Genomic DNA, 18,419 nt, shown 5'->3' with positions numbered 1-18,419 from the left:
TCCTTAATCCGAATATCCCTGTGGGTGGCGTGACTGCCAGTGCCAGGTGTCTTGTGCCATTTCATCCAGAGTGCGGGTCACGCGCCAGTTGAGCTCGCGATCGGCTTTGCTGGCATCAGCCCAGTAGGCCGGAAGATCGCCATCACGGCGCGGAGCGAAATGGTAATTAATGGGTTTACCGCAGGCTTTGCTGAAGGCGTTGACCACGTCCAGCACGCTGCTGCCGATGCCTGCCCCAAGGTTGTAAATATGTACACCCTGTCTGCCAGCCAGCTTTTCCATGGCGGCAACGTGGCCGTCGGCGAGATCCATCACGTGAATGTAGTCGCGAACGCCGGTGCCATCTTCAGTGGGGTAGTCGTTGCCAAATATGGCAAGGGATTCGCGGCGACCTACGGCAACCTGTGCGATGTATGGCATCAGGTTGTTTGGAATACCTTGCGGATCTTCCCCCATATCTCCCGACGGATGAGCGCCAACCGGGTTGAAGTAGCGCAGCAAGGCGATGCTCCAGTCGGGCTGTGCTTTTTGCAGGTCGGTGAGGATCTGTTCCACCATCAGCTTACTTTTGCCGTACGGACTTTGCGGCGTGCCGGTGGGGAAGCTTTCAACATAAGGAATTTGCGGTTGATCGCCATAGACGGTCGCGGAGGAGCTGAAAATGAAGTTTTTCACGTTGGCGGCGCGCATTGCATTCACCAGACGCAGAGTGCCGTTGACGTTGTTGTCATAATACTCCAGCGGCTTGGCAACGGATTCTCCCACGGCTTTTAAACCAGCAAAGTGGATGACCGTGTCAATGGCATGATCGTGCAGAATTTCGGTTATCAGCGCCTCGTTACGGATATCTCCTTCCACGAAAGTTGGATGCTTGCCGCCTAAACGCTCGATGACGGGCAGAACGCTACGCTTGCTGTTGCAGAGATTATCCAGGATCACTACTTCGTGACCGTTTTTCAGCAACTGCACGCAAGTGTGGCTTCCAATGTAACCGCTACCACCTGTAACCAATACTCTCATAATTCGCTCCGTTAAGCCTATGGTATGCAATAACCATAGCATAACAAAGATGCGAAAAGTGTGACATGGAATAAATTAGTGGAATCGTTTACACACTGGCATTTTCAGGTGTACGTAGTGGTTATTATATTTTAAATCATTACGTTAGATTGTTTTCTCAGCGTTTGTCTGAAAAAAAGGCCAGAAAAAGGGCGTGTTCAACGCCCTGGTATGAAAATTAACGCAGAAAGGTTTGTCGATAGGCGTAGATTTCGCCCTCGGGCACAAACTCCAGTCGATGGGTAATGCAGGCTGGGGCGTCTTCAGCGTGGTGGGAGACAAACAGCAGCTGGGTTTCGCCTTCACCGATCAGTACATCCACAAATCGACGAATCAGTTGGCGATTGAGCGGGTCCAGGCCTTGCAAAGGCTCATCAAGAATCAACAACGTAGGGTGTTTAACTAATGCGCGAACAATCAATGCCAGCCGCTGCTGTCCCCAGGAAAGACTATGAAACGGCGCATCCGCGGTACGCTTATCGATGCCCAGGATTTCCAGCCACTGCTGTACCAGCTTGTGCTGCCTGTCGGAGACGGCCTGATAAATGCCGATTGAATCAAAATAACCAGAGAGAATAACGTTGCGTACCGTCGTACTTACCCGGTAATCCAGATGCAGGCTGCTGCTGACGTAACCGATGTGTTTTTTGATATCCCAGATAGTTTCACCGCTGCCCCGACGGCGGCCAAACAGGGTCAGGTCGTTGCTGTAACCCTGGGGATGATCGCCGGTGATTAAACTGAGCAAGGTTGATTTTCCCGCACCGTTGGGGCCGACAATTTGCCAGTGTTCCCGCGGATTTACCCGCCAGCTCAGATGATGAAGGATAGGGCGATCGTTATACGAGACGGTGCCATCGTTAAGCACAATTCGCGGCTCGTTTTCTGACAATGTGCGCCGCACCGAAGGCTCATCCGGCTCGGGTAACTGAATGCCTTCCAGCCGCTCGCTATGGGCAAGCTGAGCGATTAATGCTTGTTGCAGAAGGTCGGTTTTTGCGCCGGTGTCCGTCAGCGTGCAATCGGCAAGTACGCCAGCAAACTGCACGAATTCGGGAATTTCATCAAAACGATTAAGCACCATCACCAGCGTTAAACCGGCCTGGTGAAGTTCAGCGAGCAGTTCTGCTAACTGCCGACGAGACGCCACGTCCAGCCCGTCAAAGGGTTCATCCAGGATCAGTAAATCTGGCGAGGACATTAACGCCTGGCAGAGCAGGGTCTTACGTGTTTCACCGGTGGAAAGGTATTTGAAACGTCTGTTGAGCAGGGCCGAAATACCAAATTGCTGCGCCAGCGCAGCGCAGCGGGCGGGATCGTTGACCTCATCCTGAATGATTTCAGCGGTGGTGCGCCCGGTGTCGTCTTCGCCGGGGCTAAGAAGGTCGGTGTTGTTTCGCTGCCATTCGTCGCTGACCAGCTTTTGGAGTTGCTCAAAAGAGAGTCGGGTAATACGCGCGAACTGACAGTGGCGCTCGCCTTTCAGGAGCGGCAACTCTCCCGCCAGCGCGCGGGCCAGCGCGGATTTCCCGCTACCGTTAGAACCAACAAACGCCCAGCTATCACCCGCGTTTAACGTCAACGCATCTATCTGGAGCATTTTTGTGTCGCTAAGACGAAACGTGCCTTGCGAAATTTGCAACGATGACATTTTGCATCCCATTATTTGCAGCGATTAATAACAGGGATACGTGTTCTTCAGGCTGATGTCAATTAACTCAGCACAGTGTGGCGATAATCACCCGGTCAGCATTAAACCATGCGGTGACGTTAGCGCCTTCTTGTAGCGTTGTGGCGTCCTGGGCCGGGACAGTGGCGCACAGCGTCTGGCCGTCTGGTAACGTCATCAGCACTTCACACTGTTCCGCTCCGCGTTCTATATGGCTGATCGTACCCTGCAACTGGTTATCGGCGGCCTGGGCAATAGCGTCGTCCTGAGTAATTCCTACCCATGGTGCTTTCAGCAGAATCAACACTTCTTTGCCTTCCTCAAGACCCAGACGCTCGCCGCTTTGCGCAGTGATCGCGACTTTCAGGCGCGTTTCGCCATCGGCCAACAGGACGTCGACATGCTGTTGAACCTGATCGTGGTCGCGGGCGGTTATTGTGCCAAACCACTGGTTACGGGCGCTGGTTTGCAGTGAAAAACGAGAGATAGCCGCCAGCAGGCTATTGAGCGGCAGCGCATCGTCATCGCTCAAAACATCAAAGGCTTTTTGTTGGATTTGCGCCAGTAAATCGTACAGCTGGATTAAGCGTTGGCCGTAGCGTGTTAACACCGCGCCGCCGCCGCCTTTGCCGCCTGTGGCGCGCTCAACCAGCGTCTGCTCGCTGAGCTGGTTCATTTCATTAATCGCATCCCAGGCGCTCTTGTAGCTAATACCTGCATCCTTCGCGCCCTGACTGATGGAGCCGGAAAGCGCAATGTGCTTAAGCAGAGAAATGCGACGGGGATCGGCAAACAGTTTTTGCTGAAGTTTCAGCGTAAGAAGGATTTCGGCCTGCATCACAAGCTCCTGGCAAAAAAGGGTATTGTGACGGAAAACCGCGCCTGAGCAAAGCCGACCGCACAAAAGGGGAGTGCTTTTCTGCGTTATGTGGTTAGAATACAGCTAAGGACTATATCTGGAGTTGACCATGTTAGAGTTATTGAAAAGTCTGGTATTCGCCGTAATCATGGTACCTGTGGTAATGGCCATCATTCTGGGTCTGATTTACGGACTGGGTGAAGTGTTCAACATTTTCTCCGGTATCGGTCAGAAAGACCAGTCCAGACAGAATCATTGATTCCCCAAACGCCCGCTCAGTCGGGCGTTTATATTTTTCGCCTGCCAACCCGTTTTCGCTGACTACAGTTTCTCAAGATCCTGCTTTCCCTGCCGATATTTTCTTTGTCTAACCTCTAATTGGTATCAATAACCTCTGGGAAAATCCTGATTTACTCGTTATATTTGCGCCTACATAACGAAACGCAAAGGAGTTACAGATGGCACGTACATGGTTACGCTTGTTTGCAGGGGCAACACTTTCTCTTACCGTTGCCGGGCATGCGCTGGCGGATGAAGGCAAAATTACGGTGTTTGCCGCGGCTTCACTGACCAACGCGATGCAGGACATTGCGACGCAATACAAAAAAGAGAAGAACGTTGATGTTGTCTCCTCTTTTGCCTCTTCATCCACACTGGCGCGTCAGATTGAAGCAGGCGCACCGGCCGATCTGTTTATTTCTGCCGATCAGAAATGGATGGATTACGCGGTAGACAAAAAGTCGATTGATACCGCAACGCGTGCAACGCTGTTAGGTAACAGCCTGGTGGTGGTCGCGCCGAAAGCCAGTGCACAGAAAGACTTCACTATTGACAGCAAAACCAACTGGACCAGCCTGTTGAACGGTGGACGTCTGGCCGTTGGCGATCCGGAACATGTTCCGGCGGGCATTTATGCCAAAGAAGCGCTGCAAAAACTGGGTGCATGGGATACCCTGGCCCCGAAACTGGCACCTGCTGAAGATGTGCGCGGTGCGCTGGCGCTGGTAGAGCGTAACGAAGCGCCACTGGGTATCGTCTATGGTTCCGATGCCGTCGCCAGCAAGGGCGTAAAAGTCGTTGCGACTTTCCCGGAAGATTCGCACAAAAAAGTGGAATATCCTATCGCGATTGTTGATGGGCACAAAAACGCAACGGTTAGCGCGTTCTATGATTACCTGAAAGGACCGCAGGCTGCTGAAATCTTTAAACGTTATGGATTTACGACCAAGTAATGATACTGACCGATCCTGAATGGCAGGCCGTCATACTGAGCCTGAAAGTTTCTTCCCTGGCCGTCTTGTTTAGCCTGCCGTTTGGGATCTTCTTTGCCTGGCTGCTTGTGCGATGCAAGTTCCCGGGCAAAGCTCTGCTCGACAGCGTTCTGCATTTGCCGCTGGTTCTGCCGCCGGTGGTGGTGGGCTATCTGCTGTTGATTGCTATGGGGCGGCGCGGATTCATTGGCGAATGGCTGTACGACTGGTTTGGCATCACCTTTGCCTTTAGCTGGCGCGGTGCGGTGCTGGCCGCAGCGGTGATGTCTTTCCCTCTGATGGTAAGGGCTATTCGTCTGGCGTTGGAAGGTGTTGACGTCAAACTGGAGCAGGCGGCCCGCACGCTGGGAGCCGGACGCTGGCGCGTATTTATGACCATTACGCTACCGCTGATGCTACCCGGCATTATTGTCGGTACGGTGCTGGCGTTTGCGCGTTCCCTCGGGGAATTCGGCGCAACAATTACCTTTGTCTCCAATATTCCTGGCGAAACCCGCACTATCCCTTCGGCGATGTATACCTTGATCCAGACCCCCGGCGGCGAAAGCGCGGCGGCAAGGTTATGTATTATTTCTATTGTGTTAGCGCTGATTTCACTGCTGATCTCTGAATGGCTGGCGCGTATTAGCCGTGAACGGACGGGGCGATAACCATGCTGGAACTTAATTTCTCTCAGACGCTGGGAACGCATTGCCTGACGCTCAACGAAACGCTGCCAGCCAGCGGGATCACCGCTATTTTCGGTGTTTCCGGCGCGGGAAAAACCTCACTGATTAACGCCATCAGCGGTCTGACCCAGCCGCAGTCCGGGCGTATCGTGCTCAACGGTCGGGTCTTAAACGACGTCGAGAACGGTGTCTGTTTAACGCCTGAAAAACGCCGGGTGGGCTATGTTTTCCAGGATGCGCGCCTGTTCCCGCATTATAAAGTACGCGGTAACCTGCGTTATGGAATGGCGAAAAGCATGGCCGGACAGTTTGACAAGCTGGTGGCGCTGTTGGGCATTGAGCCGCTGCTTGACCGTCTGCCCGGCGGTCTTTCTGGTGGCGAAAAGCAGCGCGTCGCGATCGGCCGGGCGTTGCTTACCGCGCCGGAACTGTTGCTGCTTGATGAGCCGTTAGCCTCGCTGGATATTCCGCGTAAGCGCGAACTGCTGCCTTATCTGCAACGCCTGGCGCGAGAAATCAATATTCCGATGCTGTACGTCAGCCACTCGCTCGATGAAATCTTGCACCTGGCGGACAAAGTGATGGTACTGGAAAACGGGCAGGTCAAAGCGTTTGGTTCGCTGGAAGATGTCTGGGGCAGCAGCGTGATGCACCCCTGGCTGCCTAAGGAACAGCAAAGCAGTATTCTGAAAGTCAGCGTGCTGGAACATCATCCACACTACGCGATGACCGCGCTGGCGCTTGGCGATCAGCATTTGTGGGTCAATAAGCTGGATCAACCGCTGCAAACCGCGCTGCGTATTCGTATTCAGGCATCTGATGTTTCACTGGTGCTCCAACCGCCGCAGCAGACCAGTATTCGTAACGTTCTCCGGGCGAAAGTCGCGCAGTGCTATGACGATAACGGCCAGGTGGAAGTTCAGCTTGAAGTGGGCGGCAGGACGCTGTGGGCGAGGATTAGCCCATGGGCCAGGGATGAACTGGGTATCAAACCTGGCCTGTGGCTGTACGCGCAAATTAAGAGCGTGTCGATTACCGCCTGATTACAGCAGGTGCGAGTAAATAAATTTCGCGATGCTGTCGGTGGTGTTGTCACCAATCACGATGTTGGCGCGGGCTTTGACCGCGTCATCCGCATTGCCCATCGCCACGCCAGTGCCTGCGGCTTCCAGCATGCTGATATCGTTGAAGTTATCACCAAAGGCAATCACGTTTTCCATTGACCCGCCCTGTGCTTCAATCCATTGGGTCAGGCGTCGTCCTTTGCTGTTGCCTTTACGGGCAATGTCGACCTGATCGTGCCAGGACCATTCACACTCCAGCCCCAACTGTTGCTCGACGTACTGACCAAACTGCTGCAGTTTCGGAATATCTTCGTCGGTCAGCGCAAATTTCCAGACGGCGTTAACGTCATGTGCGGCCTGTGCCAGCGAAGGCACCTGGGTGAAGGTTGGGCGCTGTTCCGGCGGCAGAGTTTGCGCCCAGTTAGCGGTACGTACTACATGCCCGGTCGGGCGCTCATACAGCATGGCCTCATCGACATACATCAGCCCGTGGATCTGATGTTCATCCAGCATTTCGATCAGCTGTAATGCCTGGTCTACCGGAAGAGGATCGGAATCCAGTACCTTTTTTGCCTGATAATCATACAAGTAGGTGCCGTTACAGCAAATTGCAGGTGTATCCAGCGCCAGTGCCTGATAAAAAGGATGAATAGCAACGTGATGGCGACCTGTGACAATGATAAGTTGGTAGCCTGCTTCTCTGGCGCGCGAGAGCGCTTCCAGAGAGGATGGCAGCAAGGTTTTTTTCGGGGTCAACAGGGTACCGTCTAAATCCAGGGCAATCACGCGTGCGGTCATAGTTTTTTCCAGATTAAGGTTGAGAATTTCGTCTGCTGGAATGGTACACCGAGACGGGAGCCGGACAAAATTCTGAGCCTTAATTAAGCATTCACCGTTAAAAGCGTCTACCTTAGGCGTGTGTCAGGCAATTGCAGCCACCTGCCAAAAAGCAAAGGAGTATTCATGAAGCAAACCGTTTATACCGCCAGCCCTGAAAGTCAGCAAATCCACGTCTGGAGCCTGAATCACGATGGTTCTCTGACGCTGACGCAGGTGGTTGATGTGCCGGGTCAGGTACAGCCGATGGTCGTCAGCCCGGATAAGCGCTACCTGTATGTAGGCGTGCGCCCGGAGTTTCGCGTGTTGGCTTACCGTATTGCGCCTGATGACGGTGCGCTGACCTTCACGGCGGAGTCTGCGCTGCCGGGCAGCCCGACGCATATTTCTACCGATCATCAGGGACGTTTCGTGTTCGTTGGCTCTTATAACGCTGGCAGCGTGAGCGTCACGCGTCTGGAAGATGGTCTGCCGGTGGAACTGGTTGACGTGGTTGAAGGTCTGGATGGCTGTCACTCGGCCAACATCTCTCCGGATAACCGTATTCTGTGGGTTCCTGCGTTGAAGCAGGATCGTATCTGCCTGTTTGAGGTAAGCGATGATGGTCATCTGGTCGCGCAGGAACCGGCTGAAGTAAACACCGTTGAAGGTGCGGGCCCACGTCATATGGCGTTCCATCCGAATAAACAATATGCCTACTGTGTGAATGAACTGAACAGCTCCGTTGACGTCTGGGAGCTGAAAGATCCGTACGGTAAGATCGAGTGCGTGCAGACGCTGGATATGATGCCTGCTGATTTCGCTGATACCCGTTGGGCCGCAGATATTCACATCACGCCGGATGGGCGTCATCTGTATGCCTGCGATCGCACCGCCAGCCTGATTACGGTCTTTAGCGTGTCTGAAGATGGCAGCGTGCTGACCAAAGAGGGTTTCCAGCCTACCGAAACTCAGCCGCGCGGTTTTAATGTCGACCACAGTGGTAAATACCTGATTGCCGCCGGGCAAAAATCGCACCATATCGCGGTGTACGAGATTGCAGGCGAGCAAGGGCTGCTGACAGAGAAAGGACGTTATGCAGTAGGTCAGGGCCCAATGTGGGTCGTGGTTAACGCGTATTAAAACGTGCAGGCGTTATAAACGATCCGCAATCTTTTCAGATTGCGGATTTTTTTGTTTATTTAATGAACGGTAGATTGTCCTGACGTTCAGCAACAGATTTCCAAAGACTATCTTTATCGTCAGCCCATAAATTAAGCAGTAGAGAGAAAAAGCGTTCAGCGGGAGGTGAAAGAATAGCATCCTTACGCCGAATAACCCCCAGCGTACGTCTAATGACAGGCTCAACCAATGGGATCCCTGTCAGCGTTGGGTGTGGCGTTTGCGGCATTGCCAGTCCGGGTAACGCGGAAACGCCGAGTCCGGCTTCTACCAGGCCCAGCGAGGTGGACAGATGCCGAACTTCGTAAAACCAGTTCAATTTCCATGGTTTATCTGCCAAATGCTGTTCAATCAACAATCGGTTACCGCTTGACGAGCGAACGCCTATCAATTTGTAATTCAGCAATTCCTGCCACTCCACTAACTGTTTATTGGCGAGCGGATGATCGCGCCGACAGGCCAGAACAAACGGTTCGTTAACCAGCGGAGTGAACTCGATAGAGGAATTTGTGATGTTGTTCATGTTTATTCCAAAATCAGCCTCGTTGCAAAGTACGGATTCCATACAATTATTCGTACCTTGTTCAATTATTCGTACCTTGATATTGGGATACCGCTCATTAAATTTTCCTATTGCCAACGGTAAGAAATAGAAAACCGCGGTAGGAATGCAGGACAATGTCACCATGCCGTGATGATGAATATTCATTTCACTAATATTAAAAATGGTTTCATCTAAAGCTCTAATTAATTCTCTGGCTTCTGGTAATAGCATTTTTCCCGCTTTTGTTAATGTGACTTTGCGAGTTGTTCTTTCAAAGAGTTGAGTGTGTAAATACTCTTCCATTTTTTTAATTCTGCGCGTTAACGCAGGTTGCGTAATATTAAGTAACTTGGCGGCATTGTTAAAAGAATCGGACTCTGCCAGCGTGACAAATGCCTTCATGCTCGATAATTCATGTTTCATTCTGACTCCGGACTCAATCAGGGAGGCCCCTGTCTAAGATGAAAGCGTCCAGTGTATCTGCAATTCTTAAATTTTAATTAATAAAAATAAATCACTAATCACACAAACAAAGTCATTAGCCACCCTATTCATGACATGCAACCATGTACTCAGTGGGAATAATATTGAGAGCATTGTCATGAAAAAAATACCTTGCGTTATGATGCGCGGAGGAACTTCCAGAGGCGCATTTTTATTGGCACAAGATCTACCTGAAGAAGTAAAACGACGTGATGAAATATTGATTAAAATTATGGGTTCCGGCAATGCGCTGGAAATAGACGGTATCGGCGGTGGCAATCCGTTAACCAGTAAAGTAGCGATTATTAGTCGTTCAAACGATCCCAACGCTGATATCGATTATTTATTTGCTCAGGTACTGGTACATGAGCAACGAGTCGATACCACACCCAACTGTGGCAATATGCTTTCCGCCGTTGGCGCGTTTGCTATTGAAAAGGGATTGATTGCAGCCACAATACCGACTACTCGCGTCCGCATTCGCAATGTAAACACCAGCACGTTTATCGAGGCCGATATACAAACTCCGTACGGCGTTGTTGAGTATGAAGGAACAGCGAGAATTGATGGTGTACCAGGAACATCTGCGCCTGTTGCGCTGACGTTTCTCAATGCCGCGGGTTCCAAAACCGGACTTATTTTCCCGACAGGTCAGCAGATCGATTATATCGACTCGATTCCGGTGACCTGCATGGATATGGCGACGCCTGTTGTGATTATTCCTGCAGAATACCTGGGCAAAACGGGCTATGAATCAGCGGAGGATTTAGATGCAGACAGCGCATTAATGTCGCGCATTGAATCTATTCGTTTACAGGCCGGTGACGCTATGGGCCTGGGTGATGTCACTAATAAGGTTATCCCAAAGCCAATTCTTATCTCGGCTCCTCAACACGGTGGCGAAATTAATGTTCGTTATTTTATGCCGCACTCCTGCCATAAAGCGCTGGCGATTACCGGGGCGATAGCTATCGCCAGCAGTTGTGTCATTAATGGTACCGTTACGCGTCAGGTAACGGCTGGTGCGCATTACGGGAATATCAATATCGAACATCCTGGCGGCGCACTTGATATTCATTTAATCAACAAAGGGGATGAACCCGCAACCATCAGAGCTTCGGTTATTCGTACTGCCAGAAAGATATTTTCCGGTGACGTTTACCTTCCCTGACAGCATTGACCTCAATTTGCTGTGATTACGGAAAATCGAAAAATATTCTGTATTTGATGTACAGATTATCCAGGACTCAAAAATGAACGTTAAATCATTATGGAAACTAATTTTAATATTAGCGATCCCTTGTCTTATCGGTCTCATTCCAGCACCTGCGGGATTAAGTGAACTGGCATGGGTGCTGTTTGGTATTTATCTTGCTGCGATTGTCGGACTGGTGATCAAACCGTTTCCTGAACCGGTAGTCTTATTGATTGCGGTTGCCGCCTCTATGGTGGTTGTAGGAAATTTAGGTAGCGGCGTACTTAAAACCAGCAGCGTGCTGAGCGGTTATGCTTCCGGTACGACGTGGCTGGTTTTCTCAGCGTTTACCTTAAGCGCTGCTTTTGTGACGACGGGGTTGGGCAAGCGTATTGCCTATATTCTGATCGGTAAAATAGGTAATACTACGCTTGGCCTGGGCTACGTGACCGTATTTCTTGACCTGGTATTAGCCCCGGCAACACCATCAAATACGGCGCGAGCGGGAGGAATCGTATTACCCATCATCAACAGCGTGGCGGTGGCGTTGGGCTCTGAGCCTGACAAAAGTCCACGCCGTGTCGGCCATTACCTGATGATGTCGGTCTATATGGTCACTAAAACAACCAGCTATATGTTTTTTACCGCGATGGCGGGAAACATACTGGCGTTGAAAATGATCAATGATATCTGTCACCTGCAGTTGAGCTGGGGCGGATGGGCACTTGCTGCAGGATTGCCTGGAATGGTTATGCTGTTGCTGACGCCGCTCGTTATCTATTTTATGTATCCACCTGAAATCAAAAAGGTTGATAACAAAACTATTGCGAAGGCTGGGCTTCAGGATTTAGGACCAATGAAGGGGCGTGAAAAAATGCTGCTGGGCATTTTCGTTCTCGCGTTATTGGGATGGATCTTCAGTAAAAGCCTCGGCGTTGATGAATCAACGGTAGCGATAGTCGTTATGGGTACGATGCTGTTGTTTGGTGTCGTCACCTGGGATGATGTGGTCAAAAATAAGGGCGGCTGGAATACCTTAATCTGGTACGGCGGTATTATCGGTTTAAGTTCGCTATTATCGAAAGTGAAATTCTTCGACTGGTTAGCCGAACTGTTCAAAAACAATCTCGACTTTGGTAATCACGGCAATGTGGCATTCTTCGTTATTTTGTTCCTGAGCATTATCGTTCGTTACTTCTTTGCCTCTGGCAGCGCATATATTGTGGCAATGATGCCGGTGTTTGCCATGTTGGCGAATGTGTCCGGGGCCCCACTGATGTTAACGGCGCTGGCGCTACTTTTCTCAAACTCGTATGGCGGAATGGTCACCCACTACGGCGGTGCTGCGGGTCCGGTTATTTTTGGCGTCGGATATAACGATATTAAATCGTGGTGGCTGGTGGGCGCCATGTTGACCTTACTAACCTTTATTGTCCATATCACCCTCGGCGTGTGGTGGTGGAATATGTTGATTAACTGGAACATGCTGTAAACCATAAGCCAGATTTAAATTATTAATTGACTGTGCGCTTATGTAAGCACAGGACTACGGAGTATCAAATGATTACGTTGTATGAAAAAGGAATTTATCTCTCCGATAATAATGAAATTATAGCTGAGGAGTCATTGCCTGCGCATATCTGCAAAGAGGACGCGAAAAAAGGAACCATCGCGTGGTCGATTCTCGCCGCGCATAATACGTCCGGTGATATGGATAAGCTTAAAATTAAGTTTGATTCATTAGCCTCACACGATATTACCTTTGTCGGTATTATTCAGACCGCAAAAGCATCGGGTATGGAGCGGTTTCCACTGCCGTATGTTCTGACTAACTGCCATAATTCATTATGTGCGGTAGGGGGGACCATTAACGGTGACGATCATATGTTTGGTCTGTCTGCGGCGCAGCGTTATGGCGGAATCTTTGTGCCGCCACATATTGCTGTCATCCATCAATATATGCGTGAAATGATGGCGGGTGGCGGCAAAATGATCCTTGGCTCAGACAGCCATACTCGTTACGGCGCGTTAGGCACGATGGCGGTAGGAGAAGGGGGCGGTGAACTGGTCAAACAACTGCTAAACGATACCTGGGATATTGATTATCCCGGCGTGGTTGCCGTTTATCTGACCGGCAAGCCTGTTGCGGGCGTTGGCCCACAGGATGTGGCGTTAGCGATCATTGGCGCGGTATTTAAAAATGGCTACGTCAAAAATAAGGTCATGGAGTTTGTCGGCCCTGGCATTCGCCATCTCTCAACGGATTTTCGCAACAGCGTTGATGTGATGACCACCGAAACCACCTGTCTGAGCTCCGTCTGGCAAACAGATGATGAAACTCGCAGTTGGATGGCATTGCATGGGCGCGAACAAGACTATCGCCAGCTCAGTCCGCAGCCGATGGCCTGGTACGACGGTTGTATTTATGTCGATTTGAGTGCGATTAAGCCGATGATTGCGCTGCCATTCCATCCAAGTAATGTCTATGAGATTGATACTCTCAATGAGAATCTCACGGATATTCTCCGGGAGATTGAAGTTGAATCTGCACGTATCGCGCAGTGTAAAGCCAGCCTCTCGTTGTTGGACAAAGTAGAAAATGGCCGCTTAAAAGTACAGCAGGGGATCATTGCCGGATGCTCGGGGGGCAACTATGAAAACGTGATTGCCGCAGCGCAGGCATTACGCGGTCAATCCTGCGGCAATGATGCTTTCTCGCTGGCGGTCTACCCTTCGTCACAGCCGGTGTTTATGGATTTAGCGCAGAAAGGTGTCGTTACGGATTTGCTGGGAGCGGGGGCCGTCATCAGAACCGCATTCTGCGGTCCATGCTTTGGCGCGGGCGATACGCCAATCAACAATGGTCTTAGCATTCGTCATACCACGCGTAATTTCCCCAACCGTGAAGGCTCGAAGCCGGGCAATGGTCAAATGTCAGCCGTTGCGCTGATGGATGCGCGCTCGATTGCAGCTACGGCAGCTAGCGGGGGATTCCTCACTGCCGCAACGGAACTGGAGTGCTGGCATACGCTGCCAGACTATGCGTTTAACCCTGCGCCTTATAAGAGTCGCGTATACCAGGGATTCGTGAAAGGGGCCACGCAGCAGCCGCTCATTTACGGCCCGAACATTAAAGACTGGCCGGAACTGGGCGCATTAACGGAAAATATTCTGCTGAAAGTGGCCTCGAAGATCCTTGATGACGTGACAACGACGGATGAGCTTATCCCGTCCGGAGAGACCTCTTCGTATCGTTCTAATCCACTGGGGCTGGCGGAATTTACGCTGTCACGACGAGATCCGGGGTATGTGGCAAGAAGTAAAGCGACGTCGGAGTTGGAAAAACGGCGTATGGCGGGTGATGTTAGCGAGCTGGCATCGGTTTTCGAACGTATCCAACAGATTACCGGTCAGGAAAATGTGCAACCGCTGGATACTGAGATTGGCAGCATGATTTACGCCGTCAAGCCTGGGGATGGTTCAGCGCGCGAGCAGGCGGCGAGCTGTCAGCGAGTGATTGGCGGACTGGCAAATATCGCCCAGGAATATGCCACCAAGCGTTACCGCTCCAATGTTATCAACTGGGGAATGCTACCGCTCCAGATGGCAGAGCAACCCTCATTTGAGGTGGGTGACTACATCTTTATTCCCGGTATTCGCCGCGCGTTGGATGAGTGCAGTAGCGCTATCAAAGCCTACGTGCTTCACGATGATGGTGCGGTGAGTGAAATCAGCGTGTATATGGAAAGCCTGACCGGGGAAGAACGTGAAATTATTAAGGCAGGGAGTTTGATTAACTTTAATAAGTCACGTTTGGTATAACGTCATAAAAAAGGTCGCCAGTTTCAAGCTGGCGACCTTTTTGTTTTTCAGTCATTACTGCTTCGGTTCTGCTACCACTTTACTACCGATACCGCGGTTGTTGTATTCCCACATGCGGTTGAAATTGGTGTCGTTCAGGTTACGCTGGATTTCACCTTTATCATCTTTTGCACCCGTATTTCCGGCAAACGGGTGTTTTGCGATGACGCTGTCAGCCCATGGTTTTGCCATATTAAAGCCTTCGTTAATTACGCTGTCACGAATCACGACCTGACCGTTAGTGTTGGAATCGACATCCAGCGAGCGGCCCAGTTGCGCCACGCCATCACCACTTGCCGTGAAGCGGCTATTGATAGCCAGGAAACCGTAGTAGATGTTTGACAGGGTAGCCGGTGCGAACACATAGGCTTCCTGCTGGGTACGGGAATTCACTACACGGAATTCGGTGTTATCGAACACCACTGCACCGCGACCGGACACAATATCCACATCGCCTTCAATGTAGCTGTTGGTAACCAGCGTACGCGGCTGACGATCGTTTTCCAGACGGTTTTGCACGCCGCTGTTGGTCACGAAGAAGGTATTCTGGCGGCCCAGGATGTTAACCTTGTTAATCTGCACTTTATCGCCATCGGTACGCAGCGCAACGGCCGGGTGGTTGCCCGAATCAACGCTGTCACCGAGGTTGTTCTCGATGGTCAGGTTTTGCAATTGCAGACCGTTATTTTGCGACCAGACGACGGCGGAACACATCACGCCAATATTTGCGCCACGTTTGTTCTGGCAATTATCAAACATATACCACGCAGGTTTACCCGGCATGTATTTACCGCCCGGGTTCACCGTACGACGCCAGTCTGCGGTGCTCATGTCACCGTCAATGGCCTGGCCGATTTTTACATCCAGCGGTTTTTCGCCCATACCGTACAGCGTCAGGCTACCCGTTGCTGCCGGAATGTATACCGTACCCTGATACTCGCCCGGCATAATCGCGATGTACTGACGTTTGTTAGTACGTTTGATGATTGCCGCATCAACCGCAGCCTGAATGCTGGTATGGGTGACGCCCTGAGTGCCTGCCGGGCCAACGACGAAGTCAGGCTGCGCAGGCAAAGAAATAGCAGAAGGGCTCCACGGCGCGGTGTTTGGCGTCAGTGCGGAAAAATAGTGCGCAGCAACGAAGTTTTTCGCTTCATTGGCCGACAGGATCGGGCGCGAAGAGGTGCCTGGCGCGGTCTGATCGGAAGGAATTTGATCGGGCGGCGTAGAGCTACAGGCGGTCAGCGTCACGCCAAAAGCCATAGCCAGCGCCAGACGGGAAACTGATGATATGTTCACAGGTTGCTCCGGGCTTTGAAAGTTATCCATTGAAGCCTGCTTTTTTATACTAAGTTGAGCGAAACGGGAAGGTTAAAAGGTAAAAAGTTGTTTTTATCACCACAAAGCCCGGCGCGGAGAGTCCTTATATCACAAATACATAACAATTACGGTCCTTCAGGTTGACAACATCCCTATAATCAAAAATAAATGTCTATACAACCTATGACAAGTGGTGAGTCGAATGCAGCAATTCTTCCCTGATGATGTTATCTGGCGCAATGTTCGTCTGGCGACTATGGATCCTGAACGAGGCACCCCGTATGGGCTGGTGGATGGCCATGCGCTGATCGTCCGCCAGGGTAAGATTCGCGATATCGTCCCGGAGTCATCGTTATATCTGACTCATGATAATACCTTTGATATGCAGGGCAGATTGATTACGCCTGGCCTGATTGACTGCCATACGCATCTGGTTTTTGGCGGAAACCGCGCAGGTGAATGGGAGCAACGGCTAAACGGTGTCTCCTACCAGCAGATAAGCGCCGAGGGCGGGGGGATTAATGCCACCGTGTCGGCGACCCGCAGCGCCACGGATGAACAACTCTTACACGTAGCCCATCAGCGGATGGAACAGTTGATCAAAGAAGGCGTTACGCTGCTGGAAATAAAATCGGGTTACGGCCTGGATTTACAGACAGAAGAGAAAATATTGCGCGTGGCGGCGGCGCTGGCGGCAGAGAATATCGTTGAAATCAGCCCGACGCTGTTGGCTGCGCATGCGACTCCAGCGGAATACCGTGATGACCCTGACGGCTATATTACGCTGGTTTGCGAGACCATTTTGCCGCAGTTGTGGGAACAAGGGCTTTTCGAGACCGTCGACCTGTTCTGTGAAAGCGTTGGTTTTTCGTTGGCGCAGAGTGAGCGGGTGTTTCAGGCTGCGCAGGCGCTGGGCATCCCGATTAAAGGTCATGTCGAACAACTGTCATTGCTTGGTGGTGCGCAATTAGTAAGCCGCTACCACGGGCTATCCGCCGATCATATTGAATACCTTGATGAAGCGGGCGTGGCGGCGATGAGCCAAAGCGGTACGGTCGGCGTGCTGCTGCCCGGCGCGTTCTATTTCCTCAAAGAGCAGCAGCGCCCACCGGTAGCGTTGCTGCGACAATATCAGGTACCGATGGCGGTAGCGACAGATTTTAACCCCGGTACCAGTCCGTTTATTAGCCTGCACTGGGCGATGAATATGGCCTGTGTTCAGTTTGGCCTAACGCCGGAAGAAGCATGGGCGGGCGTAACCCGTCATGCGGCTCGGGCACTGGGGCGTCATGCCACCCACGGTCAATTGAAGGCCGGGTTTGTGGCCGATTTTGTGGTGTGGGACGCAACTCTCCCGGTCGAGATCTTGTATGAACCCGGACGCAACCCGCTCTACCAACGCATATTCAAAGGACAAATAGCATGACTAACTGGCAACCTGCTTCACCTGCGCTGTGGCAGGGACGTGATGACCGCGCCGAATCGCCGAATGCGCTGCGCCTGTTTCAGACTATCACCCTGAGCCCGACGTTTAGCCCGGAAATGTATCGCGAGCAGATAGCACTGCTTGGTTTTGCCTGTGACGAAGGCGTGAAACGTAATCAGGGGCGCACGGGAGCCGCCGGTGCGCCCGATGTACTGCGCAAGGCGCTGGCAAATTTAGCCAGCCACGATGGGCATCATCGGCTGGTGGATCTGGGAAATATTGTGGCGCAGGCTCCCGATCTTGAGGGCGCGCAGCAGGCGTTACGCAATGCGGTACAGCGCTGTCAGCAGGAGAACATGCGTACCTTCGTTCTGGGTGGAGGACACGAAACCGCCTTTGCGCACGGCGCTGGCGTACTGGATGCGTTCCCGCAGGCGAAAGTGGGGATAGTCAACTTCGATGCGCATCTCGATTTGCGCCATGCCGGGCAGGCCACGTCCGGTACGCCGTTTCGCCAACTGGCGCAACTGTGCGACGAACAGCAGCGTGAATTTCACTATGCCTGTATCGGCGTCAGCCGGGCGGCAAATACCCAGGCGCTATGGGATGAAGCCCAGCGACTCGGTGTGACCGTAGTGGAGGATCTGCATTGTGATACGGCGCAGGCTCAGCTGGCGCAGTTTGCCGCCAACCTGGATGTCGTCTATCTGACTATCGACCTCGACGTGATGCCAGTATGGGAAATGCCCGGCGTGTCGGCCCCCGCCGCGCTTGGCGTACCGTTGGCGACGCTGCTGAGACTGATTGAGCCCCTGTGCCGTAGCGGTAAACTACAGGCGGTGGATATGGTTGAATTTAATCCACGCTTTGACGATGATGGCAGGGCGGCGCGGGTTGCGGCGCGATTAGGCTGGCAAATCGCGCACTGGTGGCACTGACATACCTGATGGCGTTGCGCTTATCAGGTTCGGGTAATGCCTGTAAACTGTACCCACTCACATT

General features: G+C 51.9%; 16 protein-coding genes. 10 read left to right on the top strand and 6 right to left on the bottom strand.

The window, feature by feature from the left end:
• Window positions 1-3: 3 nt before the first annotated feature.
• From galE to modE, 3 genes are all read right to left on the bottom strand, one after another.
• The gene (gene galE / locus OGV77_RS02620) at window positions 4-1,020 is read right to left on the bottom strand and encodes a UDP-glucose 4-epimerase GalE (RefSeq protein WP_047412537.1); all 1,017 of its coding nucleotides are present in this window, start codon (window positions 1,018-1,020) and stop codon (window positions 4-6) included.
• Between the two features lie 217 nt (window positions 1,021-1,237).
• On the bottom strand, window positions 1,238-2,710 hold the full coding sequence (modF, locus tag OGV77_RS02615) for a molybdate ABC transporter ATP-binding protein ModF (RefSeq protein ID WP_087051533.1): 1,473 nt from the start codon (window positions 2,708-2,710) through the stop codon (window positions 1,238-1,240).
• A gap of 67 nt (window positions 2,711-2,777) precedes the next feature.
• Entirely contained in the window at window positions 2,778-3,566 is a 789-nt protein-coding gene (gene modE, locus OGV77_RS02610) for a molybdenum-dependent transcriptional regulator (protein ID WP_043015656.1), read from the bottom strand.
• 130 nt (window positions 3,567-3,696) lie between these two features.
• On the opposite strand from modE, the gene OGV77_RS02605 reads away from it, so the two are divergent.
• The 4 genes from OGV77_RS02605 (at window position 3,697) to modC (ending at window position 6,569) form a co-directional block, all read left to right on the top strand.
• On the top strand, window positions 3,697-3,846 hold the full coding sequence (locus OGV77_RS02605) for an AcrZ family multidrug efflux pump-associated protein (protein ID WP_003023026.1): 150 nt from the start codon (window positions 3,697-3,699) through the stop codon (window positions 3,844-3,846).
• 199 nt (window positions 3,847-4,045) lie between these two features.
• Entirely contained in the window at window positions 4,046-4,819 is a 774-nt protein-coding gene (modA, locus tag OGV77_RS02600; protein WP_032942749.1) for a molybdate ABC transporter substrate-binding protein, read from the top strand.
• Window positions 4,819-5,508 carry a molybdate ABC transporter permease subunit gene (gene modB, locus OGV77_RS02595; RefSeq protein WP_032942750.1) on the top strand — a complete coding sequence of 230 codons (690 nt, stop codon included), beginning with the start codon at window positions 4,819-4,821 and terminating at the stop codon, window positions 5,506-5,508. Before modA ends, modB begins: the two co-directional genes overlap by 1 nt.
• A gap of 2 nt (window positions 5,509-5,510) precedes the next feature.
• The gene (gene modC, locus OGV77_RS02590; RefSeq protein ID WP_043015657.1) at window positions 5,511-6,569 is read left to right on the top strand and encodes a molybdenum ABC transporter ATP-binding protein ModC; all 1,059 of its coding nucleotides are present in this window, start codon (window positions 5,511-5,513) and stop codon (window positions 6,567-6,569) included.
• Here the strand turns inward: modC and OGV77_RS02585 are convergent, their stop codons facing one another.
• Complete coding sequence (locus OGV77_RS02585; RefSeq protein WP_043015658.1) at window positions 6,570-7,388, bottom strand: pyridoxal phosphatase; 819 nt, start codon at window positions 7,386-7,388, stop codon at window positions 6,570-6,572.
• Window positions 7,389-7,553: 165 nt separating this feature from the next.
• Between OGV77_RS02585 and pgl the strand changes: the two genes are divergently transcribed.
• Window positions 7,554-8,549 carry a 6-phosphogluconolactonase gene (gene pgl, locus OGV77_RS02580; protein WP_087051531.1) on the top strand — a complete coding sequence of 332 codons (996 nt, stop codon included), beginning with the start codon at window positions 7,554-7,556 and terminating at the stop codon, window positions 8,547-8,549.
• Window positions 8,550-8,604: 55 nt separating this feature from the next.
• Here pgl and OGV77_RS02575 read toward each other — a convergent pair whose 3' ends face one another.
• On the bottom strand, window positions 8,605-9,555 hold the full coding sequence (locus OGV77_RS02575) for a LysR family transcriptional regulator (RefSeq protein WP_100194117.1): 951 nt from the start codon (window positions 9,553-9,555) through the stop codon (window positions 8,605-8,607).
• Between the two features lie 178 nt (window positions 9,556-9,733).
• On the opposite strand from OGV77_RS02575, the gene OGV77_RS02570 reads away from it, so the two are divergent.
• From OGV77_RS02570 to OGV77_RS02560, 3 genes are all read left to right on the top strand, one after another.
• A complete protein-coding gene (locus OGV77_RS02570; RefSeq protein ID WP_087051528.1) occupies window positions 9,734-10,786 on the top strand; it encodes a 4-oxalomesaconate tautomerase in 1,053 nt (350 codons plus the stop codon).
• 82 nt (window positions 10,787-10,868) lie between these two features.
• Entirely contained in the window at window positions 10,869-12,302 is a 1,434-nt protein-coding gene (locus tag OGV77_RS02565) for an anion permease (protein ID WP_087051527.1), read from the top strand.
• Window positions 12,303-12,370: 68 nt separating this feature from the next.
• Window positions 12,371-14,632, top strand: coding sequence for a hydratase (locus OGV77_RS02560; protein ID WP_087051525.1), 2,262 nt, complete (start codon window positions 12,371-12,373; stop codon window positions 14,630-14,632).
• Window positions 14,633-14,686: 54 nt separating this feature from the next.
• Here the strand turns inward: OGV77_RS02560 and OGV77_RS02555 are convergent, their stop codons facing one another.
• Window positions 14,687-15,970 (bottom strand): putative acyl-CoA thioester hydrolase, encoded by a 1,284-nt coding sequence (locus OGV77_RS02555; protein WP_087051700.1) that lies wholly within the window; start codon window positions 15,968-15,970, stop codon window positions 14,687-14,689.
• 223 nt (window positions 15,971-16,193) lie between these two features.
• Here OGV77_RS02555 and hutI point away from each other — a divergent pair, with 223 nt between their 5' ends.
• On the top strand, window positions 16,194-17,417 hold the full coding sequence (gene hutI / locus OGV77_RS02550; RefSeq protein WP_087051524.1) for an imidazolonepropionase: 1,224 nt from the start codon (window positions 16,194-16,196) through the stop codon (window positions 17,415-17,417).
• Entirely contained in the window at window positions 17,414-18,355 is a 942-nt protein-coding gene (hutG, locus tag OGV77_RS02545; RefSeq protein WP_043015662.1) for a formimidoylglutamase, read from the top strand. The genes hutI and hutG overlap by 4 nt, the downstream gene beginning before the upstream one ends.
• Window positions 18,356-18,419 lie beyond the last annotated feature (64 nt).

This window comes from Citrobacter sp. Ce129, assembly GCF_030334545.1.
Lineage (GTDB): Bacteria > Pseudomonadota > Gammaproteobacteria > Enterobacterales > Enterobacteriaceae > Citrobacter > Citrobacter europaeus.
Note: the sequence above shows the minus strand (reverse complement) of the source record. Positions and strands in the feature narration are given on the sequence as shown.

Bases quoted from the DNA above. Each gene is read 5' to 3' on its own strand.
- OGV77_RS02570 (WP_087051528.1), top strand. From the start codon at position 9,734: ATGAAAAAAATACCTTGCGTTATGATGCGCGGAGGAACTTCCAGAGGC.
- galE (WP_047412537.1), bottom strand. From the start codon at position 1,020: ATGAGAGTATTGGTTACAGGTGGTAGCGGTTACATTGGAAGCCACACT.
- modC (WP_043015657.1), top strand. From the start codon at position 5,511: ATGCTGGAACTTAATTTCTCTCAGACGCTGGGAACGCATTGCCTGACG.
- modF (WP_087051533.1), bottom strand. From the start codon at position 2,710: ATGTCATCGTTGCAAATTTCGCAAGGCACGTTTCGTCTTAGCGACACA.
- modB (WP_032942750.1), top strand. From the start codon at position 4,819: ATGATACTGACCGATCCTGAATGGCAGGCCGTCATACTGAGCCTGAAA.
- OGV77_RS02575 (WP_100194117.1), bottom strand. From the start codon at position 9,555: ATGAAACATGAATTATCGAGCATGAAGGCATTTGTCACGCTGGCAGAG.
- OGV77_RS02565 (WP_087051527.1), top strand. From the start codon at position 10,869: ATGAACGTTAAATCATTATGGAAACTAATTTTAATATTAGCGATCCCT.
- pgl (WP_087051531.1), top strand. From the start codon at position 7,554: ATGAAGCAAACCGTTTATACCGCCAGCCCTGAAAGTCAGCAAATCCAC.
- hutG (WP_043015662.1), top strand. From the start codon at position 17,414: ATGACTAACTGGCAACCTGCTTCACCTGCGCTGTGGCAGGGACGTGAT.
- hutI (WP_087051524.1), top strand. From the start codon at position 16,194: ATGCAGCAATTCTTCCCTGATGATGTTATCTGGCGCAATGTTCGTCTG.
- modA (WP_032942749.1), top strand. From the start codon at position 4,046: ATGGCACGTACATGGTTACGCTTGTTTGCAGGGGCAACACTTTCTCTT.
- modE (WP_043015656.1), bottom strand. From the start codon at position 3,566: ATGCAGGCCGAAATCCTTCTTACGCTGAAACTTCAGCAAAAACTGTTT.
- OGV77_RS02585 (WP_043015658.1), bottom strand. From the start codon at position 7,388: ATGACCGCACGCGTGATTGCCCTGGATTTAGACGGTACCCTGTTGACC.
- OGV77_RS02560 (WP_087051525.1), top strand. From the start codon at position 12,371: ATGATTACGTTGTATGAAAAAGGAATTTATCTCTCCGATAATAATGAA.
- OGV77_RS02605 (WP_003023026.1), top strand. From the start codon at position 3,697: ATGTTAGAGTTATTGAAAAGTCTGGTATTCGCCGTAATCATGGTACCT.